This window comes from Leisingera sp. CC-HEC096 (genome assembly GCF_059429235.1).
This window is the reverse complement of sequence record NZ_JCAIJS010000001.1, coordinates 1,657,876-1,678,437: the sequence shown is the minus strand read 5'-3', so window position 1 is coordinate 1,678,437 and position 20,562 is coordinate 1,657,876. Positions and strand designations below refer to the sequence as shown.

Sequence of the window (20,562 nt, the reverse complement as noted above, 5' to 3'; positions counted from 1 at the left end):
CACAGGCAACGGACAAAGGCACGCCGTCAGCCGCCGTGCTGCTCAAACAGGCGGCACATGCTGGTAAAGACATGGGTGCGGATTTCCGGGGTCTCCATCATCACTTCGTGCTGGCCGCCCTTGATCAGGTCCAGCTTGCCGCCGGGCCAGCGGTCCATGCGGTCATGGATGGCTTGCACGTTAACGATCTGCTCGTCGGTGCCAAGGAAGGTGATGCAGGGCAGCGCGGGGGAGGGCATTGCTGCCAGCTCGGCGCATTCCTCAAGGCTGACGCGCAGCCATTGGATGGTGGGGCCGCCAAGCGCCAGGTCCGGCTGCGCCGCCAGCTGGGCGTGCATCATCCGGTACATCTCCGGATCGGTGGTCAGCGTGTTGCCCTCAAACGGGGTGATCTGGACGTATTGCTCCAGCGCGGTCGTCGGCAGCAGCCGCTCCTGCAGGCGCAGATAGGGGGCGATGCCGCTTATCACACGAACCAGCGGGCGCATCAGCGGCGGGATCTGGATGCCCCACATCGGGCCGGTGAAGCAGCAGGCATTGACGTCCAAGCCTTCGATCAGCGCCCGCAGGCCGATGGCGCCGCCCATGGAATGGCCAACCAGGAACCACGGCCGGGGCAGGTCCAGCTGTTCCGCCAGCGCCGCCAGCGCCTGCACGTCTTTCTGGAAATCGGTGAAATGGCCCACATGACCCAGCCGCCGTTCCGCCAGCATCCGCCCGGCCAGCCCCTGGCCGCGCCAGTCAACGGTGAGGGTGGCATAGCCGCAAGCGGCAAACTCCGCCGCGGCCAGCCCGTATTTCTCGATATACTCGGTGCGCCCGGGGAACAGCAGGACCGTGCCCTTGGCCGCTCCTTCAGGACGCCAGTGGCCTGCACGGATGCGCAGGCCATCTGAGGTCTGGACCCAATGGGCTGCGCCGTCCGCAGGCCCCTGCGCGATCTCCGCGTACAAGGGCGCCGGCTGCAGCTCCACCGGGGCGCCGTCCATCAGGCGAGGGCCGAGGCCAGCTTCATCGCAGCGCCCATGTCGCCGTCGATGGTCAGCTTGCCGGACATGAAGGCGGCAGTCGGGTTCAGCTCGCCGTCCAGGATCGACTGGAAGGTGTCGGCATCTGCGGTCATGGTCACATCCGCCTCTTCGTCGCCGACACGCGCGCCTGCGCCGTCCAGCATGATGGCGCCCAGGTCTTCGATCTGGAACTTGGCGGTGGAATCGAATTCGCCTGCGTCCAGTTTGCCGTTCAGGGCTTCTGCTGCCTGTTCAAGGGTAACGCTCATATCGGTCCTCAATCTGTTTGGCGCGCTTATAGCACAAACCTGTGAAGCATGTGCATCCAATACTGGAAAATGCAGCGCGCGGGATTACACTGGAGGCATCATGCGGAGAAATTTCCCAAAGCTCAAAGCTATCGTGGCGGCAACGGCCGCCGCAGCCGCGCTGTCCCTGCCTGGCCAGGGGCTTGCGCAGGGCCTGTCGGCCGATGTGCTGCTGCAGGACCTCGTGATGGCCGAAGCAGCGGAGGCTGCGGCAATAGATCGCGAGCTGCAGGCGCTGTGGGCGAAGAGCGGCTCGCCGTCGATGGACCTGCTGCTGCGGCGCGGCACCGATGCGATGGAGCGCGGAGACTTGCAGCAGGCGGCAGAGCATCTGACGGCGCTGACCGACCACGCGCCGGGGTTCGCCCGCGGCTGGTACGAGCGTGCACGGGTCTATTTCGCGCTTGGTCTCTACGGGCCATCGGTGGCCGACCTGGAACGGGCGCTGGCCTTGAACCCCAAGGATTACAACGCCATCTATGCGCTGGGCGCGCTTTTTGAACAGTTCCGCGAGCCTGAGCGCGCCTATCAGGCCTACCGGCGCGCCAAGGCTATACATCCGCATCACGAGGAAGTAAGCAGCGCCCTCGAACGTCTGAAGCCCTCTGTCGAGGGCAGGGAACTCTAAGCCCTTTCGGGGGCGGGGGCTGAAGCAATGGCAAGCGCATCGCGGATCGTGGCCGTCCTGGGCCCGACCAATACCGGCAAAACACATTACGCCATCGAACGCATGCTCGGCTACCGCACCGGGATCATGGGATTCCCGCTGCGTCTGCTGGCGCGCGAGGTTTACGACAAGGTGGTCGCCGCCCGCGGGCCGTCCGTTGTGGCGCTGGTCACAGGCGAGGAGCGGATCGTGCCGCCGCGGGCGCAGTACTGGATCTGCACGGTGGAGGCGATGCCGGAGGGCATGGGCTGCGACTTCCTGGCGATCGACGAGATCCAGTTGTGCGCCGACCCTGAGCGCGGCCACGTGTTCACCGACCGGCTGCTGCGCGCCCGCGGCACGCTAGAGACGCTGTTCTTGGGCGCCGACACCATGCGCGGGCCGATTTCCGCGCTGGTGCCGGGCGTGGAATTCCACCGCCGCGAGCGGATGTCCGATCTGGTCTACGCAGGTTCGAAAAAGATAAGCCGGATGCCGCCGCGCACCGCCATCGTCGGGTTTTCGGTTGATAATGTCTATGCGATTGCCGAGCTGATCCGCCGCCAGAAGGGCGGCGCGGCGGTGGTGATGGGCGCGCTTTCCCCGCGCACCCGCAACGCCCAGGTGGCGCTCTACCAGAATGGCGAGGTCGATTATCTGGTTGCCACCGATGCCATCGGCATGGGGCTCAACCTCGACATCGACCACGTGGCGTTTTCCTCCACCACCAAGTTCGACGGCCGCCGGATGCGCGAGCTGGCCCCCAATGAGCTGGCGCAGATCGCAGGCCGCGCGGGCCGGGGGATGAGCCACGGCACCTTCGGCGTCACCGGCGACGCCCGGCCGCTGGACGAGGGAACCGCCTCGGCCATCATGAACCACCAGTTCACGCCGCTGAAAAAGCTCAACTGGCGCTCTGCGGACTTGCAGTTCGGCACCGTCGAAGCGCTGATCAACTCGCTCGAATCAAGCCCCTCGAACGAGCACCTGATCAAGGCGCGCGAGGCCGACGACCTGGGCGCGCTGAAAATGCTGTCGCGGGAATCCGCCGTGATCGCCCGCACAACCAATGCGCAATCTGTGAAACTGCTGTGGGACGTCTGCCGGATTCCCGACTTCCGCGGCATCAGCCATGCGGAACATTCTTCGCTTCTGGGCGTTATATTTGAGCATCTGCACGGCGGCGGCGTGGTGCCGGACGACTGGATGGCTCGCCAGATCAAGCGGATTGACCGGACCGACGGCAACATCGATACCCTGTCCAAACGTCTGGCATTTATCCGGACGTGGACATATGTCGCGCAGCGGAATGGCTGGCTGCGTGACGAAAGCCATTGGCGCGGGGAGACGCGCGCTGTAGAAGACAGGTTGTCAGACGCGCTGCACGAGCGCTTGACTCAGCGATTTGTGGACCGGCGCACATCCGTGCTTCTGCGCCGGCTCAAACAGAAGGAGGCCCTTTTGGCCGAAGTGAATGACAAGGGTGAAGTGACGGTCGAAGGCGAATTCGTCGGCCGTCTGGAAGGGTTCCGGTTCAGCCCGGACAAAGGTGCGCAGGGTGCTGAGGCGAAAGCCTTGAAAGCGGCCTCGCTGCAGGCTTTGGCGCCGCAATTCCATCTGCGTGCGGACCGGTTCTATAACGCGCCCGATACCGAGATCGATTTTACCGAGCAAGGCGGCCTGATGTGGGGCGGCGACGCGGTGGGCAAGCTGGTGGCCGGCGCGGACGCGCTGAGCCCGCAGATCGAGGTGTTCGTCGATGACGCCGCCGGGCCGGATGTCGCCCAGAAGGTCGAGCGCCGCCTGCTGCATTTCATCACCCGCAAGATCAACGCGCTGTTCGAACCGCTCTTGAACCTGCAGAAGGACGAAGAGCTGTCGGGCCTGGCCCGCGGTTTTGCCTTCCGGATGGTCGAAAACCTCGGCGTGCTGCCGCGTGCAGGCGTTGCGCAAGAGGTCAAGGACCTGGATCAGGACGCCCGCGGCGCGCTGCGCAAGCATGGCATCCGCTTCGGCCAGTTCACCATCTTCATGCCGCTGCTGCTGAAGCCCGCACCGACCCGTCTGCGCCTGGTGCTGTGGTCGCTGGCCAATGGCCTGCAGGACTTCCCCGAAGCACCGCCCCCGGGCCTGGTCACCGTGCCGTCGATCAAGGACGCGCCGGAAGGTTACGACACCATGTGCGGTTACCGTGCCGCAGGCGAGCGGATGATCCGCATCGACATGCTGGAGCGCCTGGCCGACATGCTGCGCGCCGAAGACAGCCGCGGCGGCTTTGAAGCCAAGGCCGACATGCTGTCGATCACCGGCATGACGCTGGAGCAGTTTGCCGACCTGATGCAGGGCCTGGGCTACAAGGCCGAGAAGGGCGAGCGCCAGAAGGTGAAGCCGGTGGACGCCGTGGTAACCGAAACCGGAACCCCGTCCGAAGACAAGCCGGTGATGGACGCCGCCGCTGAGGTGGAGAACACGCCCGCCGCCGCACCGGCCGAAGACGGCGAAGCCGCACCCGCAGATGTGCCCGCAGGCACTGAAGCGATTGAGGATGCAGGCGTTGCTCCGATCGCCGAAGAACCGGCCGAGCCGATGGCCGAGACGCCGGTTGCGGAAACCGCTGCCGATGAAACCCCGGTTGGCGAGGCTGCCGATGCCGTGGTGGACGAGCCGGAAATGGAGGTCTTCTATACCTTCACTTGGGGCGGCAACCGTGGCGGCCGACAAGGCGGCCAGCGCCAGCAGAACCGCCGTCCGCAGGGCGAAGGCAAGCCTGGCGGCAAGGGCAAGCCGCGCGGCGGCGAAGGCGGAGGCCGCGGCAAGCCGGGCCGCAAGGGCGGTCCGCGCCAGGACAAAGGCGCCAAGACTTATTCCTCGCGTCCCGCCAAGAAGGAAAAGCAGATCGACCCGGACAACCCCTTTGCCGCTGCGCTGATGGGGCTGAAACAGGGCGACTGACCCGGCCATGGCCGAAGGCGCGCCCAAGATCCGCATCGACAAGTGGCTGTGGTATGCGCGGTTTTTCAAAACCCGCAGCCTTGCCGCCAAACAGGTCGGTGCGGGCCATGTGCGCGTCAATGGCGCCAAGGCATTGAAACCGGCTCAGAACGTCTCCCCCGGGGACGTTCTGACCTTTGCCCAGGGCAAGATGATCCGCGTGGTCCGCATTGAGGCCATCGGCGAGCGCCGCGGCCCGGCACCGGAAGCGCAGGCGCTGTACTTTGACATGACGGAAAAGCAGGAAAAAGTTCCGGCCAACCCCAAGTTCGAAGGAAAAGGCCGCCCGGACAAAAAAGCCCGCAGGGCGCTTGATCTTACTCGCAAGCAGGATACCCTTTGACGGCTTGAAGCCTTGGCCGGTCTGGATTAGCTAGGCGCAAACGGATAACGGGACTCGGTACTATGACCTATGTCGTGACGGAAAACTGCATCGCCTGCAAATACACCGACTGTGTCGAGGTATGCCCGGTGGATTGCTTCTATGAGGGCGAGAACACTCTGGTGATCCACCCCGACGAATGCATCGATTGCGGCGTCTGCGAACCGGAATGCCCGGCGGATGCCATCCGCCCGGACACCGAGCCGGACATGGACAAATGGGTTGAATTCAACCGCAAATACTCCGAAATGTGGCCGGTGATCGTGTCCAAGAAGGACCCGCTGCCCGACGCCGAAGAACGCGACGGCGAAGAGGGCAAGATGGAGAAGTATTTCTCCGAGGCACCCGGCGAAGGCGGCTGATTCTCCGCCACACGCAGAGGTGCCGCATTTGTGCGGAAATTCGCCGTATTGCATTGGGATTTTACGGCTCCTTGCCAGCAGGCCGCCTTCCGGGCGGCCCTTTTTTATGATATACTCCAAGCACAATAGACATAAACAATCGGAGTCCGCCCCCGGCGCACGCCTCAAGCGGTGCGCACTTTGGGCGGTATTTCTGCGGAGAAAATGTCCCGGGGACTGGTCCAGATGAACTGGCCGGAGCCGGGTGCTTTTTCGCGTTAATGCCGGTGCCGCCCGGCTGTGAGTGAGGAAAAACCTGTATGACCAAGTCGAAGAAGCTCGAATTCCGCCCCAATGATTACGTGGTCTACCCGGCGCATGGCGTTGGCCAGATCATCTCGATCGAGGAGCAGGAAGTGGCCGGCTTTGCGCTGGAGCTTTTCGTGATCACCTTTGAAAAGGACAAGATGACCCTGCGGGTGCCGACCAACAAGGCGACCGAAGTGGGGATGCGTTCGCTGAGCTCGCCCGATGTGATCGAGCAGGCGATGAAGACGCTCAAGGGCAAGGCCAAGGTGAAGCGCGCCATGTGGTCGCGCCGCGCCCAGGAGTATGAGCAGAAGATCAATTCCGGCGATCTGATCTCGATCGCTGAAGTGGTCCGCGACCTGCACCGCACCGACGACCAGCGCGAGCAGAGCTACTCCGAGCGCCAGCTGTACGAAGCTGCGCTGGAGCGCCTGACCCGCGAAGTGGCCGCCGTCTCCGGCAATGACGAGATTGCCGCCGCCAAGCAGGTGGATGAGGTTCTGACCTCCCGCGCTGCCTGATCTGACAGATCATAAGTTGGAGGGCCGTGCCTGCGAAGGCGCGGCCCTTTTTCATGCCCGGACCGGCTCAGCTGCAGATGGCGAGGAGGGCGAGAAGCCCAGCGATCTCCGCCACTTGCTGCGAAGCGCCGAGGATGTCGCCGGTCTGGCCGCCGATCTTGGCCTTGGCCAGCGCGCCCAGGCCCAAGGCGGCTGCGCCCATTGCAAGCGCGACTGCAATGGCCGCCGAACCAATCAGCGGCAAGGACAGCAGAACCGCCAGAAACGCTGCCAGCCCGCAGGGCAGGGCACGGGGGCGGCCCACAGTCTGCGACAGCCCCGCGGCGCGCGCGTTGGGCAGCACCGCCATCAGCGCGGGCATCACCGCCCGGCTCATCATCGCCAGCGCCAGCAGCGGCCAGGGGCCCGCAACTTGCAGCAAGGCCGTCAAAGCGCTCCAGCGCAGGCCGAACCCGAGGATCAGCGCAATCACCCCATAGGCGCCGATGCGGCTGTCCTTCATGATCTCCAGCCGCCGTTCGCGGCTGAAGCCGCCCCACAGCCCGTCGGCCGTATCGGCCAGCCCGTCTTCATGCATGGCGCCGGTCAGCATGACCTGAACCGCCAGCGCCAGCCCCGCGGCCACCGTGGCAGGCAAGCCCGCCGCCAGCGCCAGCGCGGCAAGCAGTGCTGCGGGCAGGGCAACCGCAAGACCCGCCAGCGGAAACGCCCAGACAGCCTTGGCCTGGCGCTGGAACGCCTCCGCCGGCAGATGCGGCAGCGGCAGCCGGGTCAGCAGCACCAGTGCTAAAGCCACGTCTTTTGCCTGGATGTCGTTTTTTCGCATTTACGGGCCTATTGCGGGGCTTGCGGCACTGCCGCCAGCGGTTAAACAGATTGCCAACCGCTTTATCCGCGTCACCCGCTCAGATGCAACGAGGCTTTCACATGCTGCCACAGCTTTCCTCCCTTGATGATTTCCGCGCCGCACTCGCCGCCGCACCGGCCCAGGATCAGGCCGCCCTGCAGGGGGCAGCCGCGCGCAATACCCAGCTGACCAAACCGCCGGGCGCGCTGGGGCGGCTGGAGGATCTCGCCGTCTGGTACGGCGGCTGGCGCGGCAGCGACCGGCCCGAAATCGCCGCGCCGCAGGTGATCGTCTTTGCCGGCAATCACGGGGTGACCGCGCAAGGCGTTTCGGCCTTTCCGCCGGAGGTTACCGCGCAGATGGTGATCAACTTCGAGCACGGCGGCGCCGCGATCAACCAGCTGGCCAAACTGGCAGGCGCGCGCATGGATGTGCTCGCCCTGGAGCTGGACCGCCCGACCGCCGATTTCACCCAAGGTGCAGCGATGAGCGGTGACGACCTGCTGGCAGCGCTGCAGGCGGGGTGGGATGCGGTCGACCCGAGCGCTGACCTGCTGGTGGTTGGCGAGATGGGCATTGGCAATACCACCCCGGCCGCAGCCCTGGCCTGTGCCCTGTTCGGCGGGGACGCGGCGGATTGGACCGGGCGCGGCACCGGTGTGGATGACGCGGGCCTTGCGAACAAAACCCGGGTGGTGGCGGAAGGCGTGGCACTGCACAAGGACGCTATCCGCGACGGCCTCGACGCGCTGGCCTGCCTTGGCGGGCGCGAGATTGCCGCCATGGCCGGGGCCATTGCCGCGGCCCGGGTGCTGCGCATCCCGGTGATCCTGGACGGCTTCATCTGCTGCGCCGCAGCCGCCTGCCTGCTGCAGACCGCAGACGGGGCGCTGGACCACACGCTGGCAGGCCATCAAAGCGCCGAGGGCGCGCATCCGGCGCTTCTGGAGAAGCTGGGCAAGCAGCCGCTGCTGTCTCTGGGCCTGCGGCTGGGCGAGGCCTCCGGCGCTGCGCTGGCGATCCAGGTGCTGAAAGGCGCAATTGCCTGCCACAGCGGCATGGCGACCTTTGCCGAGGCGGGGGTTTCAGACGGCTGACCGGCCGAATGCCAACATGAAAAAGCCCCGGCCTGTGCCGGGGCTTTTTCATTCTGCGGCTTCCGAGGATTTCTTGCGCTTGCGCTCCGCCATCTCGAAAATCGCGCTTTCCAGTGCCTTCTCCAGCTCGCGCGCGCGTTCAATATAGGCGGGGTTCTGGCTGGCCGGGGTGCCGGGAATCCAATGCTCGGCCAGATCGCGCAGGTTCTGGCGGTCGTGGGCATAGAAGGTCTGCGCCGCCTGCGCCGCCTCGTATTCGCTGAGGCCGACGTTCTCCAGCACATAGCGGCCCGCCCGCACCGAGCTGTCGAACAGCTCGCGCACGATATCGTCGGCGCCGGCCTGATACAGCTCATAGACGTGGTTGCGGTCCTTGGCGCGGGCGATGATGTGCAGGTCCGGATACGCGCGGCGCACATAGGCCACCATCTTGACCACCCCTTCGGGATCGTCCAGCGCCACCACAAAAACCTTGGCCTTGGCGATGCCGGCCGCCTTCAGCAGCTCCGGCCGGGTCGGGTCGCCCAGGAAGCTCTTGACCCCGAAACGGCGCATCAGCTGCACCGCTTCCATATCGTGGTCCAGCACCACGGTCTTGAAGCCGCTGGCCTGCACCAGCCGGTTAACGATCTGCCCGAAGCGGCCGATGCCCGCGATGATGACCGGGCCTTCCTCGTCAATCTCGTCCGGCTCATGTTCTTGTCGGGCGTCCCCCATACGCTTGGACAGGAAGTCATAGAGGATGAACAGCAGTGGCGTGATCAGCATCGACAGCGCAATCACCAAGAGCAGCTTTTCCGACAGCGCCGCCGGAATGACGTTGAGCTGGCGCGAAAAGGCAAGCAAGACAAAGCCGAATTCCCCGGCCTGCGCCAGGCTGAGGGTAAACAGCCACAACCCGCGGCGGCGAAGGCCAAAGGCGCGGCCGACCGCAAACAGCACTATGCCTTTGGCCAGTATCACCAGCGCGGCCAGGCCGATCAGGTCGCCGGGATCAGCCAGAAACTGGCGGTAGTCAATGCCCGCGCCGACGGTGATGAAAAACAGCCCCAGCAGCAAGCCTTTGAAAGGGTTGAGGTCGCTTTCCAGCTCATGCCGGAATTCGGAGTTGGCCAGAACCACCCCCGCCAAAAACGCGCCAAGCGCCGGCGACAGGCCGACCAGCGTCATCAGGAAGGAAATCCCGACCACGATCATCAGCGCCAAGGCGGTGTACATCTCGCGCAGGTTGGAGGCGTGGATAAAGCGGAACAGCGGCCGGGTCAGGTAGATGCCCGCCAGGATGATGAAGGCGATGGCTGCCAGGGTGACAAGTGTTACCGCCCAGCCCGGCAGCCCTTCCACCAGCGACAGGGAACCGTGGCCCGCGCCGTGGTCATCGCCTTCGAGGCGGATGGAGCCATCGCTGGAAAACTGCGGAATGGCGTATGAGCCAAGCAGCGGCAGGAAGGCGAGGATCGGGATCACCGCAATGTCCTGGGTCAGCAGCACCGAAAAGGCCGAGCGGCCGCCGCCGGTCCGCATCAGCCCCTTTTCCGAAAGGGTCTGCAAAACGATCGCGGTGGAGGAGAGCGACAAAGCGAGGCCGATGGCCAGGCTGACGTGCCAGGGCTGGCCCATCGCCATTGCCGCGCCCATCAGCGCGAGCGTGGACAGCGACACCTGCATGCCGCCAAGCCCCAGCAGCTTGTGCCGCATCGCCCACAGCGCGCGCGGCTCCAGCTCCAGCCCGATCAGGAACAGCATCATGACCACGCCGAACTCGGCGAAATGGCGCAGATCCTCGGTTTCGGTGCCGGTCAGGCCGAGCACCGGGCCGATGGCGATGCCCGCCGCCAGGTAGCCGAGCACAGAGCCGAGGCCGAGACGGGCGGCCAGCGGCACCGCGATGACGGCGGCTGCCAGATAAACGGTTGCCTGATAAAAAAACTCTTCCATACAGAAGGTATCGCAAGTGCGCCGGTGCCTTGGCAATGGCTTTGGCAGCTGTGGCGCGCTGATAAGGCAATTCAGCGCCTGCCGGGGGCAGGCGCTGCGGAATTATTGTTCGAGGAGACGGATTTCTTCACTAAGCTTGCCGATCCGGTCCAGCCGCCGCGAGATCCGCTCCTGGAAACCGCCGAGCTGGTCGATGATATCGGCCAGGGTTTCGCCGGAATCGGTCAGCCTGGCGCTTTCGATCTTGAGCAGCACCCTGGTCGAGCTGAGGCCAAGGAAGTGCCGGTGCATGATCTGGCAGGCGCTGGTGATGCGATCGGCTTCCTGATGGACCTCCTTCATCCCGTCCTGCGCGCGCTTGACCTGCTCCTGAACCAGATCGCCGAGGATATTGCGCTCCGACTCCATGTCGAGTTCGCCCAGTTCGCGGCGCTCCCTTTGCAGCTGGTGGTCGCACTCGATCAGGATCCGCGCCATGCCCTCGACAAACAGGCTGTCATTCACTGAGGATTTTATCTTGGCGAAGTTGCTGTTCTTGCCCATCACATGCGCGGCGAACCAATCCGACATCTCACGCGACATGGATCCGTAGTTCTGCGACAGCACGGTGACCGGGCCGCCCGAAGGCTCAATCCGGGAGGCCAGCACCCGCAGGTTATGCGGGATCGTGTGCATGGCGTCGAAATCGGCGATCAGCCCCTCGGTCTCTTCCACCAGGGTTTCGGCATTGCGCAGCATGCCGGTCAGCTCCTGGATGCGGGCATGCGGCTGGTTGCCCAGGCCGGTGTCGCGCGCGATCAGCTCCTGGCTCAGCGCGTGGGCGGCAAACTGGTGGTAGTTCTCGTAGCCGTGGCTTTCCAGCCAGTCGAGCAGGTACCGGGCGCTTTCCTCTGGCTTTACACCATGCTCTTTTTCGCGCTTGAGCATCTGCGCATACAGGCCGCGCACCTCCTCGAACAGCTTGCTGCTGGGCTTGATGCGCGCGGACAGATAGCCGTCCTGGCACGGCACCACCACGGCGAAGACCCAGTAATACAACCCGTCCTTGGCTTTGTTTTTGACATAGGCACCCATGAACTCGCCGCGCTGGATGGTGTCCCAGAACAGCGAAAACACGCCCTTGGGCATGTCAGGGTGGCGGATCACCTTGTGCGGAGCGCCAATCAATTCCTCCCATGGGTAGCCGCCCACCCGCCGGAACACATAGTTACCCGCCTGGATAACACCGCGGCTGTCAGTCCTCGAAAAGAACACTTCATTGAGGCCAAAGGGAGCCTCGCCGCTGCTTGGCCGCGTTTCAACACGCCGGTCGACAAAGGACACGTCAGTTTCCACTTCAGATTGAGATATTTGTTGCAGCCTGATTACATAGAAATTCTTGTTTGTTGGTTAAGTCGGCAGCGGCGCATCGCGTTTTAATTGTGCCATTACGATCTGACTCTGGACCCGTGACACCCCGGGATGCGGCAGCAGAATCTCGTGGATCAGCGTGTTCAGCGCCTGCAAGTCGGCACAGTAGACACGCAGCAGGTAATCGGCCTCTCCGGTCATCGTCCAGGCTGAGGTGATCTGCGGCTGGCTGGCCACCAGCCGGGCGAACCCCTTGGACTGTTCAGGGCCGTGGCTGCCCAGATGCACCTGCACAAATCCCTGAACGGCCAGCCCCAGCTTGGCCGGATTGAGCCGCGCCGAATAGCCCTCGATATACCCTTCCGCCTCCAGCCGCTGGCGCCGCCGCCCGGCCTGGCTGGGCGACAGGTTGAGCAGGTCTCCCAGTTGCTGCGCCGTCAGATGCGCGTCTTTCTGCAGCGCTGCGAGGAGTTTCGTATCCGTTGGGTCCAGCATGCGCAAAATCTCCGCGTTTTCGGCACTTTCCGTGAAAAGGCCGCGCATATCAACCTGCGCGCGCGAAACTATGCGGAAAACCTGTATCCGAAAAGCGGTATCCTTAGGGCAAGATTTGATCCTGTCCCCACACAAGATGAAGGAGACGCGCAATGGGCCCGTTCCCGCATAACGCCCCGAAATCCGAGATCACGCCGGAGAACCCCGCTGGCACCGATGGCTTTGAATTTGTTGAATTTGCCAGCCCCGAGCCGCAGGAACTGCGCGACCTGTTCACCCAGATGGGCTATGAGCTGGTCGGCCGCCACAAGCAGAAGCCCGGCGTCGAGCTGTGGCAGCAGGGCGATATCACCTACATTCTGAACGCCGAGGCCGGCAGCTTTGCCGAAAAGTTCGTGGCAGAGCACGGCCCCTGCGCCCCGTCGATGGGCTGGCGCGTGGCCGACGCGCAGAAGGCGTTCGAACATGCCGTCGCCAAGGGTGCCGAAGCCTACGACGGCGATGACAAGACCATGGATGTGCCCGCGATCAAGGGCATCGGCGGTTCGCTGATCTACTTCATCGACCAGTACTACGACACCTCGCCCTACAACGAGGAATTCGAGTGGCTGAAGCAGTCCAAGCCGCGCGGCGTCGGCTTCTACTACCTCGATCACCTGACCCACAATGTCTACAAGGGCAACATGGACAAGTGGTTCAAGTTCTACGGCGAGCTGTTCAACTTCAAGGAGATCCGTTTCTTTGACATTGAAGGCAAGTACACCGGCTTGCTGAGCCGCGCGCTGACCTCGCCCTGCGGCCGTATCCGGATCCCGATCAACGAGGACCGCGGCGAGACCGGGCAGATCGTCTCCTATCTGAAGAAGTACAAGGGTGAGGGCATCCAGCACATCGCCGTCGGCACCGAGAACATCTATGACTCGACCGATGAGATCTCGGAGCGCGGCATCCGCTTCATGCCGGCCCCGCCGGAAACGTATTACGACCTGAGCCACGACCGGGTGCAGGGACATGACGAGCCGCTGGACCGGATGAAGAAGCATGGCATCCTGATCGACGGCGAAGGCGTGGTCGATGGCGGCGAAACCAAGATCCTGCTGCAGATCTTCTCCAAGACTGTGATCGGGCCGATCTTCTTTGAATTCATCCAGCGCAAGGGCGACGACGGCTTTGGCGAAGGCAACTTCAAGGCGCTGTTTGAATCGATCGAGCGCGAGCAGATCGAAAACGGCGAGATCCAGGCCGCGGAATAACGGCTAGCAGGCTATTGCCCCAGGCCGGGTCCGCATCGCGGGCCCGGCCTTTTCTGTGCCTGCACCCTTCCTGTCCCGGCCCGCGCAAAAGAGGAGCCGCCGCCTGCGTTGCAGCGGCGGCAGCTGTCGGCTGGCCAGGGGAGAGGGCAGGTAAGGGAAATCTCTTTGGAGCGGGCGCTTAGCCGTTCGGCATCTTCAGAGTGCGGTTGCGGCCGCCTTTCTGATACTGCAACTGGTTTTCGCCGATGGCGATCACCCGGCCGCCGTCGATGCGGTCGCCGACCTGCACCTTCTTGTAGCGGCCCGAAGGCAGCCGGACCAGCGCGCGGCGGTCGGACGCGGTGCCGTAGACACCGATGAGGTTCAGCTTGCGCAGGTTGATAGCGTTGCTGACGGTGGCCCGGCGGGCGACCGACGCCGTAGTCGGGATGCGCGGCGCGACGGCGGCGGCGGCTGCTGGCACTGCGGCGGCGGTCTTCACCTGGTTCTGGGCGTTGCGGCGGGCGCGGTCGACCAGATTTGCGAAATTCGCGGGCCGCTCGCGGGGGACTGCCGAGGCGGCAATTGCCAAGGCTGTTGCGGGCAGCTGCTCTTCCTCCGCCGGCTTCAGGCTGGCTGGCCGCTGACGCGGGCGCAGCGAGGCGAGCTCAGCGCGGCTGAGACCGCCCAGCTGGGCGCGCTCGGTCTGTTCCTGCAGGTCCGCGGGCCGGGCCTTTGGCCGCTTGCGCGACAGCACCTGATTCCGGGCCACTTCCTCGGCCAGGGCTTCAGCGGCCGGGTCGCTGCGTTCGGGTGCCGGCGGCGGCACCTTCTTGGGGCGGCCCAGGTAAACCGTAATGCCGTCGGGGTTCAGCGTGCCGCCAGGCGTCGCTTTGACCAGGCCGCGCTCATCGAGGTCGAAGTCTGCGCCTGCCGCGGCGGGCGAGGCGACGGCGCCCGGTTCCTCATCCAGGGCAAAGGTCTCCGGCTGCGGCAGCGCCACCGCGTCCGGCGCGCTGCCGGTGCGGTCGATAGAGGCGGTATACAGCTCATCGAGGCGCGGCGCAGCGGGGAACGTCCCCAGATCCGGCGCCACTGGCCAGATCCCGGTTGCAGCGTACCGCGCGGCCAGGGCCAGGTCGTCCAGCGGCTCATCCTGGACGGCGGCCGCGTCCGCGTCCGTGTTCACAAGGGCAGTGTCCGTGCCATCCTCAGGCAGCTCCGCACCGTCTGCGGCGGCTTCGTCCTCGGCGGTGGGGTCCGGCCCAGTGTCCGGCAGGGCTGCGTCGCCGGCAGCCTCCTCCGCTGCCGCCCCGGTTTCCTGAATGCCGGGATCGGGCTGATCGGCCAGCACGCTGACCTGCGGAGCGATGGGGGAGCTGTCCTGGTCTGCTTCGGGCTGCGGCACCAGGGCTGGCGGTTCGGTTTGGCCACCTGTCTCCTCCGCCTGGCTGCCGCCGGAAGCGGGGGAGAGGCCGCGGCCGCCGTCTGCTGCGTCAGACAGGAAGCCGCCGCCGCCAAACACGGCCCAGACCGCGACAGTGGCCATGAACAGCAGCAGGATGGCGGTCAGGATCAGGCCAAGAAAGCGAGGCTTGCCTTTGGTGGCGGGCTTGTCCGCGGCGGGTTTGGACGGTGCGGGTTTGGACGGTGCGGCAGGGGCCGGGGCAGACTCGCGCAGCGCCGCGGGAGCGGGCGGAATTTTCGGGCCGGGCGCGGCGGTGTCAGCCTGGTCTGCGCCCTTGGCCGCAACTGCGGCTCCCAGCGGTTTCGCCGCTTCCGGCACGGGGCCCGGCTGCCGTGCGGCTGCAAGCGGTGCTGTGTTTTCTTGGGGCTGCGGCGCCGGGTCTGCTGCTGAGGGCGGCGGAGCAGCAGAGTTTGCGGCTGCGGCAGCTTTGTTGCGGGTGGTCGAGAACCCGCTGGCGTTCTGCACCTGCGCGTCAGCCGCGGGCGCGGCAGGCGGCGGGGCAGGCGGGAGGCTGGCCGGCGTCTCAGCCTTTGCAGCTTTCACCGGAGGGGTTTCCGCCGTATCCTCCTGCGCCGGGTCCGCTTCCGGTTTCTGCGCAGTTTCTTCGGAGGGCAGGGCGGCGTCTCCGCCGCTCGCCGGCTCAGAGTTGTCTGCCTGCGGTGCGGGCCGCTTCTGATCGCCGGCAGGGTCCTGGACGGGTGCCGGGTCGTCAGCCGCTGCCTCGGGGTTGCTGTCGTCGCTGCCGTCCTCGGTCACCGGGTCCGGCAGTTTGGCCGGGCCGGCAACCTTTACCGCTTCGGCGTCGGGTTCCACCTCGGTGCCGCGGATCGCGCGTGTGGTGCCAAAGAAGGGCTCGCCCTGAAAACCGCTGTCTTCGGGTGCCGCGACAAAGCTTACCGGGCCAAAACCATGCTCCACCGCAAAGGTTTCCGCCTCATCCAGCGTTTCCAGCGCCACGGCGGCAACATGGGTCAGGCTGCCGTCAGCGCTGATGTCAAACGCCAGCTCGTCCACCGGATAAGGCGTCGCCCCTTCCAGCGCAGCCCTGGCGGCGGCAATCCGCTCCTCCGCGGACTGCTCACCTGTCTCAACCGTCAGATACCGGATCTGGTCATTGGGCAGGATCAGCTTGCTGAACACGCCCTCCGGCGCCAGCCGCAGCGCGTCAGCACGCATCTCAGCCAGTGCGGCGGGCAGGTCCTCGGCGTCAAACGGAGTGCTGCCCACGTGCCGCCAGCCGTCTTCGGCGCGATAGAGAAGCGCAATACCATCAGCGGAAAGCGAAAGAGCAAAAGCCGGTTTCATGCCTTGGGTCAAACCATCCAAATCCATACTGCCCGGGGCCGCCCGACGCGCCCGGTGTTTTGCCGCGGACCTTAAAGCAGGAGATTGCCGAGTTAAAGGAAAAGACTTCTGCCGGGGCTTGCGGGCGGCAGTTTGCCGTCCCCATCTAAGGGGTATTCGAAAAAGGAGCTTTTGAGAATGAAAGCAAGGAAACTTCTGGCCGCCGCCCTGATGCTGTCGATGAGCGCAGGCGCTGCTGCCGCAAGCGAGGCCGCGGCGCCGCGGCAGATCACGGTCAATGGCGAAAGCACGCTGCAGGTGGCGCCGGAACTGGCGACCATCACCCTGGGCGTGACGGAGGAGGCCGAGGAAGCCGCAGCTGCGATGGCGGCCGTGTCTGAGGCGATGGGCGGGGTGATCGCACGGCTCAAGGAAAGCGGCATCGCCGGCGCGGACATGCAGACCCGGCAGATCGCGATGCATCCGGTCTGGTCGCAGGACCGGTCCTACGACAGCGGCGGCCGGCGCGAGATCACTGGCTTCCAGGCCTCGAACACGCTGATGGTGCGGGTGCGGGATCTTGACCGTTTGGGACCGGTGCTGGACACGGTTCTGACCGCCGGCGCCAACCAGTTCCAGGGCCTGACCTTTGGCGTGGAAGACCCTGCCGAGGTCACTGACCGGATCCGCGGCGAAGCGGTCAAGGATGCCATCCGCAAGGCGCAGCAGCTGGCGGAGGCGGCCGGCATGGAGCTGGGCCCGGTGCGCACAATCACCGAGCACGGCAGCGGCGGCGGGCCCCGGCCGATGATGGCGATGGACATGGCCCGCAGCGAGTCGATGCCGGTCGAAGCCGGGGAGCTGACGTTCACGCACAACGTCTCGGTGGTGTTCGACATGGCGGTGCCGGGCGGCGAGGGCAGCGAATAACAAAAAAAGGCCGGGCAGGGCGCCCGGCCTTTCTCTTTCGGATAAACCGAACCTCAGCCGCAGGCTTTGGCCAGCGCCTGGTCCAGATCGCGGATCAGGTCGTCCGCATCCTCGATGCCGATGGACACGCGCACCACGTTGGGGCTGGCGCCCGCGGCTTCCTGCTGCTCCGGCGTCAGCTGCCGGTGGGTGGTGGAGGCCGAGTGGATGATCAGCGAGCGGGTGTCGCCGAGGTTGGCGACGTGGCTGAAGATCTCCAGCGAATCCACCAGCTTGATGCAGGCCTCGTAGCCGCCCTTGACGGCAAAGGTGAACAGCCCGCCGGTGCCCTTGGGGTAGTGCTGCTGGGCACGCTCGTAATAGGGGGAGGACGGCAGGCCGGCATAGGTCACATAGTCGATCCGGTCATCGTTCTCGAGCCATTCGGCCACCTTGCGGGCATTCTCGCAATGGCGTTGCATCCGCAGGGACAGGGTTTCGACGCCCATCAGCGTGTAATGCGCCGCCTGCGGGTTCATCGTCATGCCCAGATCGCGCAGGCCGATGGCGATACCGTGGAAGGTATAGGCCAGCGGACCGAAGGTCTCGTGGAATTTGAGGCCGTGATAGGCGGGTTCCGGCTCCGACAGGGAGGGGAACTTGTCGTTGCCCGACCAGTCGAACTTGCCGCTGTCGATCACGCAGCCGCCGGTCACAGTGCCGTTGCCGGTCAGGTACTTGGTTGTCGAATGCACAACCAGCGTCGCGCCCTGCTCGATCGGGCGGCACAGATAGGGCGTGGCAGAGGTGTTGTCGACGATCAGCGGGATGCCGGCGCCATCGGTAATGTCCGCCAGCGCGCGGATGTCGGTCACGTAACCGCCCGGGTTGGCGATCGACTCGCAGAACACCGCGCGGGTGTTTTCGTCGATTGCGTCCTTCACTGCGTCCAGATCGTCGGTGTCGACAAATTTCGCCGACCAGCCGAAGCGCTTGATGGTCTGGCTGAACTGGGTAACGGTGCCGCCATACAGCCGGGTCGAGGCCACCACATTGCAGCCCGGACCCATCAGCGGGAACAGCGCCATGATCTGCGCCGCATGGCCGGACGAGCAGCAGACCGCGCCGACGCCGCCCTCCAGCGTCGCCAGCCGCTCCTGCAGCACTGCAACGGTGGGGTTGGTCAGGCGGGAATAGATAAATCCGACTTCCTGCAGGTTGAACAGGGCCGCCGCGTGCTCGGCATCGCGGAAGACATAAGCGGTGCTCTGATAGATCGGCGTCTGCCGCGCGCCGGTCGCCGGATCCGGCTTGGCGCCGGCATGGATTTGCAATGTGTCAAAGCCATAAGACGGGGCATCGGTCATGAGTGGGTCTCCCTGAAAACTCTTTCGCGCGCACAACAGCATGGCTGGATGCAGAAGGCAATCGCGCCAATGCCGCAGCGCAAGCGGGCCGGGCGGAGGTTCGTTCCGCTGGCGGCATGCGGCAGCACCGGCAAGGGAAGCAAGCGGGCAAATCACCCGCGCCCCGCCAGCTGCAGCACGCAGAACGGCCAGTGGATGTTGTTTTCCAGTTTCCCGCGTATCAGCTGCCGGAACCAAAAGCGCCGGAACTGCAAAGGCAGCGGTAGGCGAAACGGTCTCCGGCAGGATCCACGGCTCATTGCGATTGCGTGAAGCCGGAGAGAAACCAATATGTTAGCTGAAAAAGTGGTGCCCCCACACGCGCTCAAATCGAACTTGCTATGGGGGTGATCCGTTTATTTTCAATGACTTACAGGGGTGCGTCTTGCGGAGGTGTCCCAGAAAGTACCCTGAATGTGTCTTACGAACCGGCGCAGAATGCAAGACCGCCCTTGCCCTTCAATCCGAGGCTTGATCGACTTTATTCAAGACGCGGCGTGCATTGAGCATCGCGCGGTAAGACATGGCTTGCCTGTAAGCGTCATGGGAGCGTGCCGCATCCAATTGCAGCAGAGTAATTAACAAGGCCTCCGCGAACCTAAGCCTTCCGGATATTTTACCATCTTCAGCACGGCAATGGCGGATGACCGCGTCTACATCCTTTGAGCTTACTTTGAAATTGAGCTGGTGAGCGGCTTTATTTCGCAACTTGTTAATTAGGCGAAGCGCTTCGAGCAGACCCTTATCGAACAGCCCTAGCGAGTACAGTAGATCAACTTTCTGGGCAAATGCCCACCTATCGACGTCAATAGCAGAGTGAGCCACAAACTGCTGCGAAAGAAATACGCTAAGGGTATGATCTAGGGCCAAGTGAGCGGTAAGAAGCTGGGTAGCGTGATTGTTCAGGCGCAGGCGACTAGCTAAGTCTTTAAGGTCAAAGCAATAATCTTCGCAGAGTTTCTTAACATCCTCCTCCGAAGCCTCAAGGATGTCTATAAACCCCGCTGCCTCAGCCTTCTTCAGAATACTCTCAACAACTGGTTTCAACTGGGTCTTCCTTAATAGCGAGCTGTTACCGCTATACGGGACCATGAATGTGTGAAGTACAACCCTCGAAAAACACTGATACACCCCAGCGAACCCGCTCGCATGAAATATATATCAGCAATACCGACCTTTCTCAGTCACGCCCTCTCAAGCCGCTCTATGGTCCTCTTCACCTGTGACGCCTGCCATTCACCGCCACGGGCCGTTCGCACCCCCGCCCGGTTCAACTCCGCAGCAATCTCCCTGAGGCTCTTTCCGGCTTCCCGCAACGGCTGAATTAGGCCAGCCACGTTCTGGGCACGCTCGGCGGCCTTACGCTGAACCTCTTGGTTCCGCTTCAGGGTCTTGTCACGGGCACCGCCAAGCTTCACGCCACGGGCCTTGGCTTCCTTGAGTGCTGCCTTGGTCCTGATCGAGATGAACTCACGCTCCTGCTCGGCCAATGCTGCATAGATATGAAGCTGGAACTTGAGCGCCAAGTCCTCAAACAGTGATTTGCTGTTTTCATAGTCAACTTGTGCCTGCCTAGTGTTCCCAAATGACAAAGCGTAATTGCCGCGGCGCTGGAGCGCGACCGCATAGAAACGGACGAACCGCGTATCTTTGGAATCCTCGTCGTGAAGAGATTTGGCGACCTCCACAGATCGGTCAAATGGTTCTCGAGCGTTTTCCGACTGCCCCAGCCCTAGATAAGCGTCACCCAGCATTATGTTGGCGACAACCAAGTCGCGACGCCAGTCCGGGTTTCGGCCTATCAGCGATTCACGAATGGCAAGTGACTCGACAAGCAGTTTCGACATCTGTTCATAGTCGCGCCGATGTTCCGCTACTTCCGCCAGCCTCGCCAATGCAACTGCAACATCTCGAGCCGCCCGATCATTTGACTTATCGTTAGCTGCAAGGCTCCGGCGAGTTTCAAGCGCCTGCTGGTAGGAGAACACGGCTGACTCATAGTCGCCAACCTCCTGCATCGCGTCACCC

18 protein-coding genes are annotated in these 20,562 nt (G+C 64.1%); 8 read left to right on the top strand and 10 right to left on the bottom strand.

The annotated features are described in order from the left end of the window. Positions 1–26 precede the first annotated feature (26 nt). Together AC5STI_RS08185 and AC5STI_RS08180 are read right to left on the bottom strand one after the other, a co-directional pair. On the bottom strand, positions 27–989 hold the full coding sequence (locus tag AC5STI_RS08185; protein ID WP_495446311.1) for an alpha/beta fold hydrolase: 963 nt from the start codon (positions 987–989) through the stop codon (positions 27–29). Further along, on the bottom strand, positions 989–1,279 hold the full coding sequence (locus AC5STI_RS08180) for an SCP2 sterol-binding domain-containing protein (protein WP_475046608.1): 291 nt from the start codon (positions 1,277–1,279) through the stop codon (positions 989–991). The genes AC5STI_RS08185 and AC5STI_RS08180 overlap by 1 nt, the downstream gene beginning before the upstream one ends. A 100-nt stretch (positions 1,280–1,379) precedes the next feature. Between AC5STI_RS08180 and AC5STI_RS08175 the strand changes: the two genes are divergently transcribed. From AC5STI_RS08175 to AC5STI_RS08155, 5 genes are all read left to right on the top strand, one after another. Beyond that, complete coding sequence (locus tag AC5STI_RS08175) at positions 1,380–1,946, top strand: tetratricopeptide repeat protein (RefSeq protein ID WP_495446310.1); 567 nt, start codon at positions 1,380–1,382, stop codon at positions 1,944–1,946. Positions 1,947–1,973: 27 nt separating this feature from the next. After that, entirely contained in the window at positions 1,974–4,916 is a 2,943-nt protein-coding gene (locus AC5STI_RS08170) for a helicase-related protein (protein WP_495446309.1), read from the top strand. 7 nt (positions 4,917–4,923) lie between these two features. After that, on the top strand, positions 4,924–5,298 hold the full coding sequence (locus tag AC5STI_RS08165) for an RNA-binding S4 domain-containing protein (RefSeq protein WP_475046604.1): 375 nt from the start codon (positions 4,924–4,926) through the stop codon (positions 5,296–5,298). Positions 5,299–5,360: 62 nt separating this feature from the next. After that, positions 5,361–5,699 carry a ferredoxin FdxA gene (gene fdxA, locus AC5STI_RS08160; RefSeq protein WP_027236939.1) on the top strand — a complete coding sequence of 113 codons (339 nt, stop codon included), beginning with the start codon at positions 5,361–5,363 and terminating at the stop codon, positions 5,697–5,699. Positions 5,700–5,998: 299 nt separating this feature from the next. Beyond that, positions 5,999–6,508 carry a CarD family transcriptional regulator gene (locus AC5STI_RS08155; RefSeq protein ID WP_027236940.1) on the top strand — a complete coding sequence of 170 codons (510 nt, stop codon included), beginning with the start codon at positions 5,999–6,001 and terminating at the stop codon, positions 6,506–6,508. Positions 6,509–6,575: 67 nt separating this feature from the next. Here AC5STI_RS08155 and cobS read toward each other — a convergent pair whose 3' ends face one another. Continuing rightward, the gene (gene cobS, locus AC5STI_RS08150; protein WP_495446308.1) at positions 6,576–7,334 is read right to left on the bottom strand and encodes an adenosylcobinamide-GDP ribazoletransferase; all 759 of its coding nucleotides are present in this window, start codon (positions 7,332–7,334) and stop codon (positions 6,576–6,578) included. Between the two features lie 101 nt (positions 7,335–7,435). Between cobS and cobT the strand changes: the two genes are divergently transcribed. After that, positions 7,436–8,452 carry a nicotinate-nucleotide--dimethylbenzimidazole phosphoribosyltransferase gene (gene cobT, locus AC5STI_RS08145; RefSeq protein ID WP_495446307.1) on the top strand — a complete coding sequence of 339 codons (1,017 nt, stop codon included), beginning with the start codon at positions 7,436–7,438 and terminating at the stop codon, positions 8,450–8,452. A gap of 48 nt (positions 8,453–8,500) precedes the next feature. Here cobT and AC5STI_RS08140 read toward each other — a convergent pair whose 3' ends face one another. The 3 genes from AC5STI_RS08140 to AC5STI_RS08130 all read right to left on the bottom strand — a co-directional run bounded on the left by AC5STI_RS08140 (position 8,501) and on the right by AC5STI_RS08130 (position 12,235). After that, entirely contained in the window at positions 8,501–10,390 is a 1,890-nt protein-coding gene (locus tag AC5STI_RS08140) for a monovalent cation:proton antiporter-2 (CPA2) family protein (protein WP_475046599.1), read from the bottom strand. Between the two features lie 102 nt (positions 10,391–10,492). Next, positions 10,493–11,713, bottom strand: a complete 1,221-nt coding sequence (locus tag AC5STI_RS08135; protein WP_490399059.1) for a PAS domain-containing protein — start codon at positions 11,711–11,713, stop codon at positions 10,493–10,495. Positions 11,714–11,779: 66 nt separating this feature from the next. Beyond that, positions 11,780–12,235 carry an Lrp/AsnC family transcriptional regulator gene (locus AC5STI_RS08130; protein ID WP_475046596.1) on the bottom strand — a complete coding sequence of 152 codons (456 nt, stop codon included), beginning with the start codon at positions 12,233–12,235 and terminating at the stop codon, positions 11,780–11,782. Positions 12,236–12,387: 152 nt separating this feature from the next. Between AC5STI_RS08130 and hppD the strand changes: the two genes are divergently transcribed. Beyond that, positions 12,388–13,488, top strand: coding sequence for a 4-hydroxyphenylpyruvate dioxygenase (gene hppD, locus AC5STI_RS08125; protein ID WP_490399060.1), 1,101 nt, complete (start codon positions 12,388–12,390; stop codon positions 13,486–13,488). A 178-nt stretch (positions 13,489–13,666) separates the two neighbouring features. Here hppD and AC5STI_RS08120 read toward each other — a convergent pair whose 3' ends face one another. Continuing rightward, complete coding sequence (locus AC5STI_RS08120; RefSeq protein WP_495446306.1) at positions 13,667–16,240, bottom strand: hypothetical protein; 2,574 nt, start codon at positions 16,238–16,240, stop codon at positions 13,667–13,669. A 177-nt stretch (positions 16,241–16,417) separates the two neighbouring features. Here AC5STI_RS08120 and AC5STI_RS08115 point away from each other — a divergent pair, with 177 nt between their 5' ends. Then, positions 16,418–17,149, top strand: a complete 732-nt coding sequence (locus AC5STI_RS08115) for an SIMPL domain-containing protein (RefSeq protein ID WP_495446305.1) — start codon at positions 16,418–16,420, stop codon at positions 17,147–17,149. Between the two features lie 53 nt (positions 17,150–17,202). Here the strand turns inward: AC5STI_RS08115 and AC5STI_RS08110 are convergent, their stop codons facing one another. The 3 genes from AC5STI_RS08110 to AC5STI_RS08100 all read right to left on the bottom strand — a co-directional run bounded on the left by AC5STI_RS08110 (position 17,203) and on the right by AC5STI_RS08100 (position 20,552). Continuing rightward, the gene (locus AC5STI_RS08110; protein ID WP_475046589.1) at positions 17,203–18,495 is read right to left on the bottom strand and encodes an O-acetylhomoserine aminocarboxypropyltransferase/cysteine synthase family protein; all 1,293 of its coding nucleotides are present in this window, start codon (positions 18,493–18,495) and stop codon (positions 17,203–17,205) included. A gap of 498 nt (positions 18,496–18,993) precedes the next feature. Then, a complete protein-coding gene (locus AC5STI_RS08105; RefSeq protein ID WP_495446304.1) occupies positions 18,994–19,581 on the bottom strand; it encodes a hypothetical protein in 588 nt (195 codons plus the stop codon). Between the two features lie 137 nt (positions 19,582–19,718). After that, positions 19,719–20,552, bottom strand: a complete 834-nt coding sequence (locus tag AC5STI_RS08100; RefSeq protein WP_495446303.1) for a tetratricopeptide repeat protein — start codon at positions 20,550–20,552, stop codon at positions 19,719–19,721. Positions 20,553–20,562: the final 10 nt, after the last annotated feature.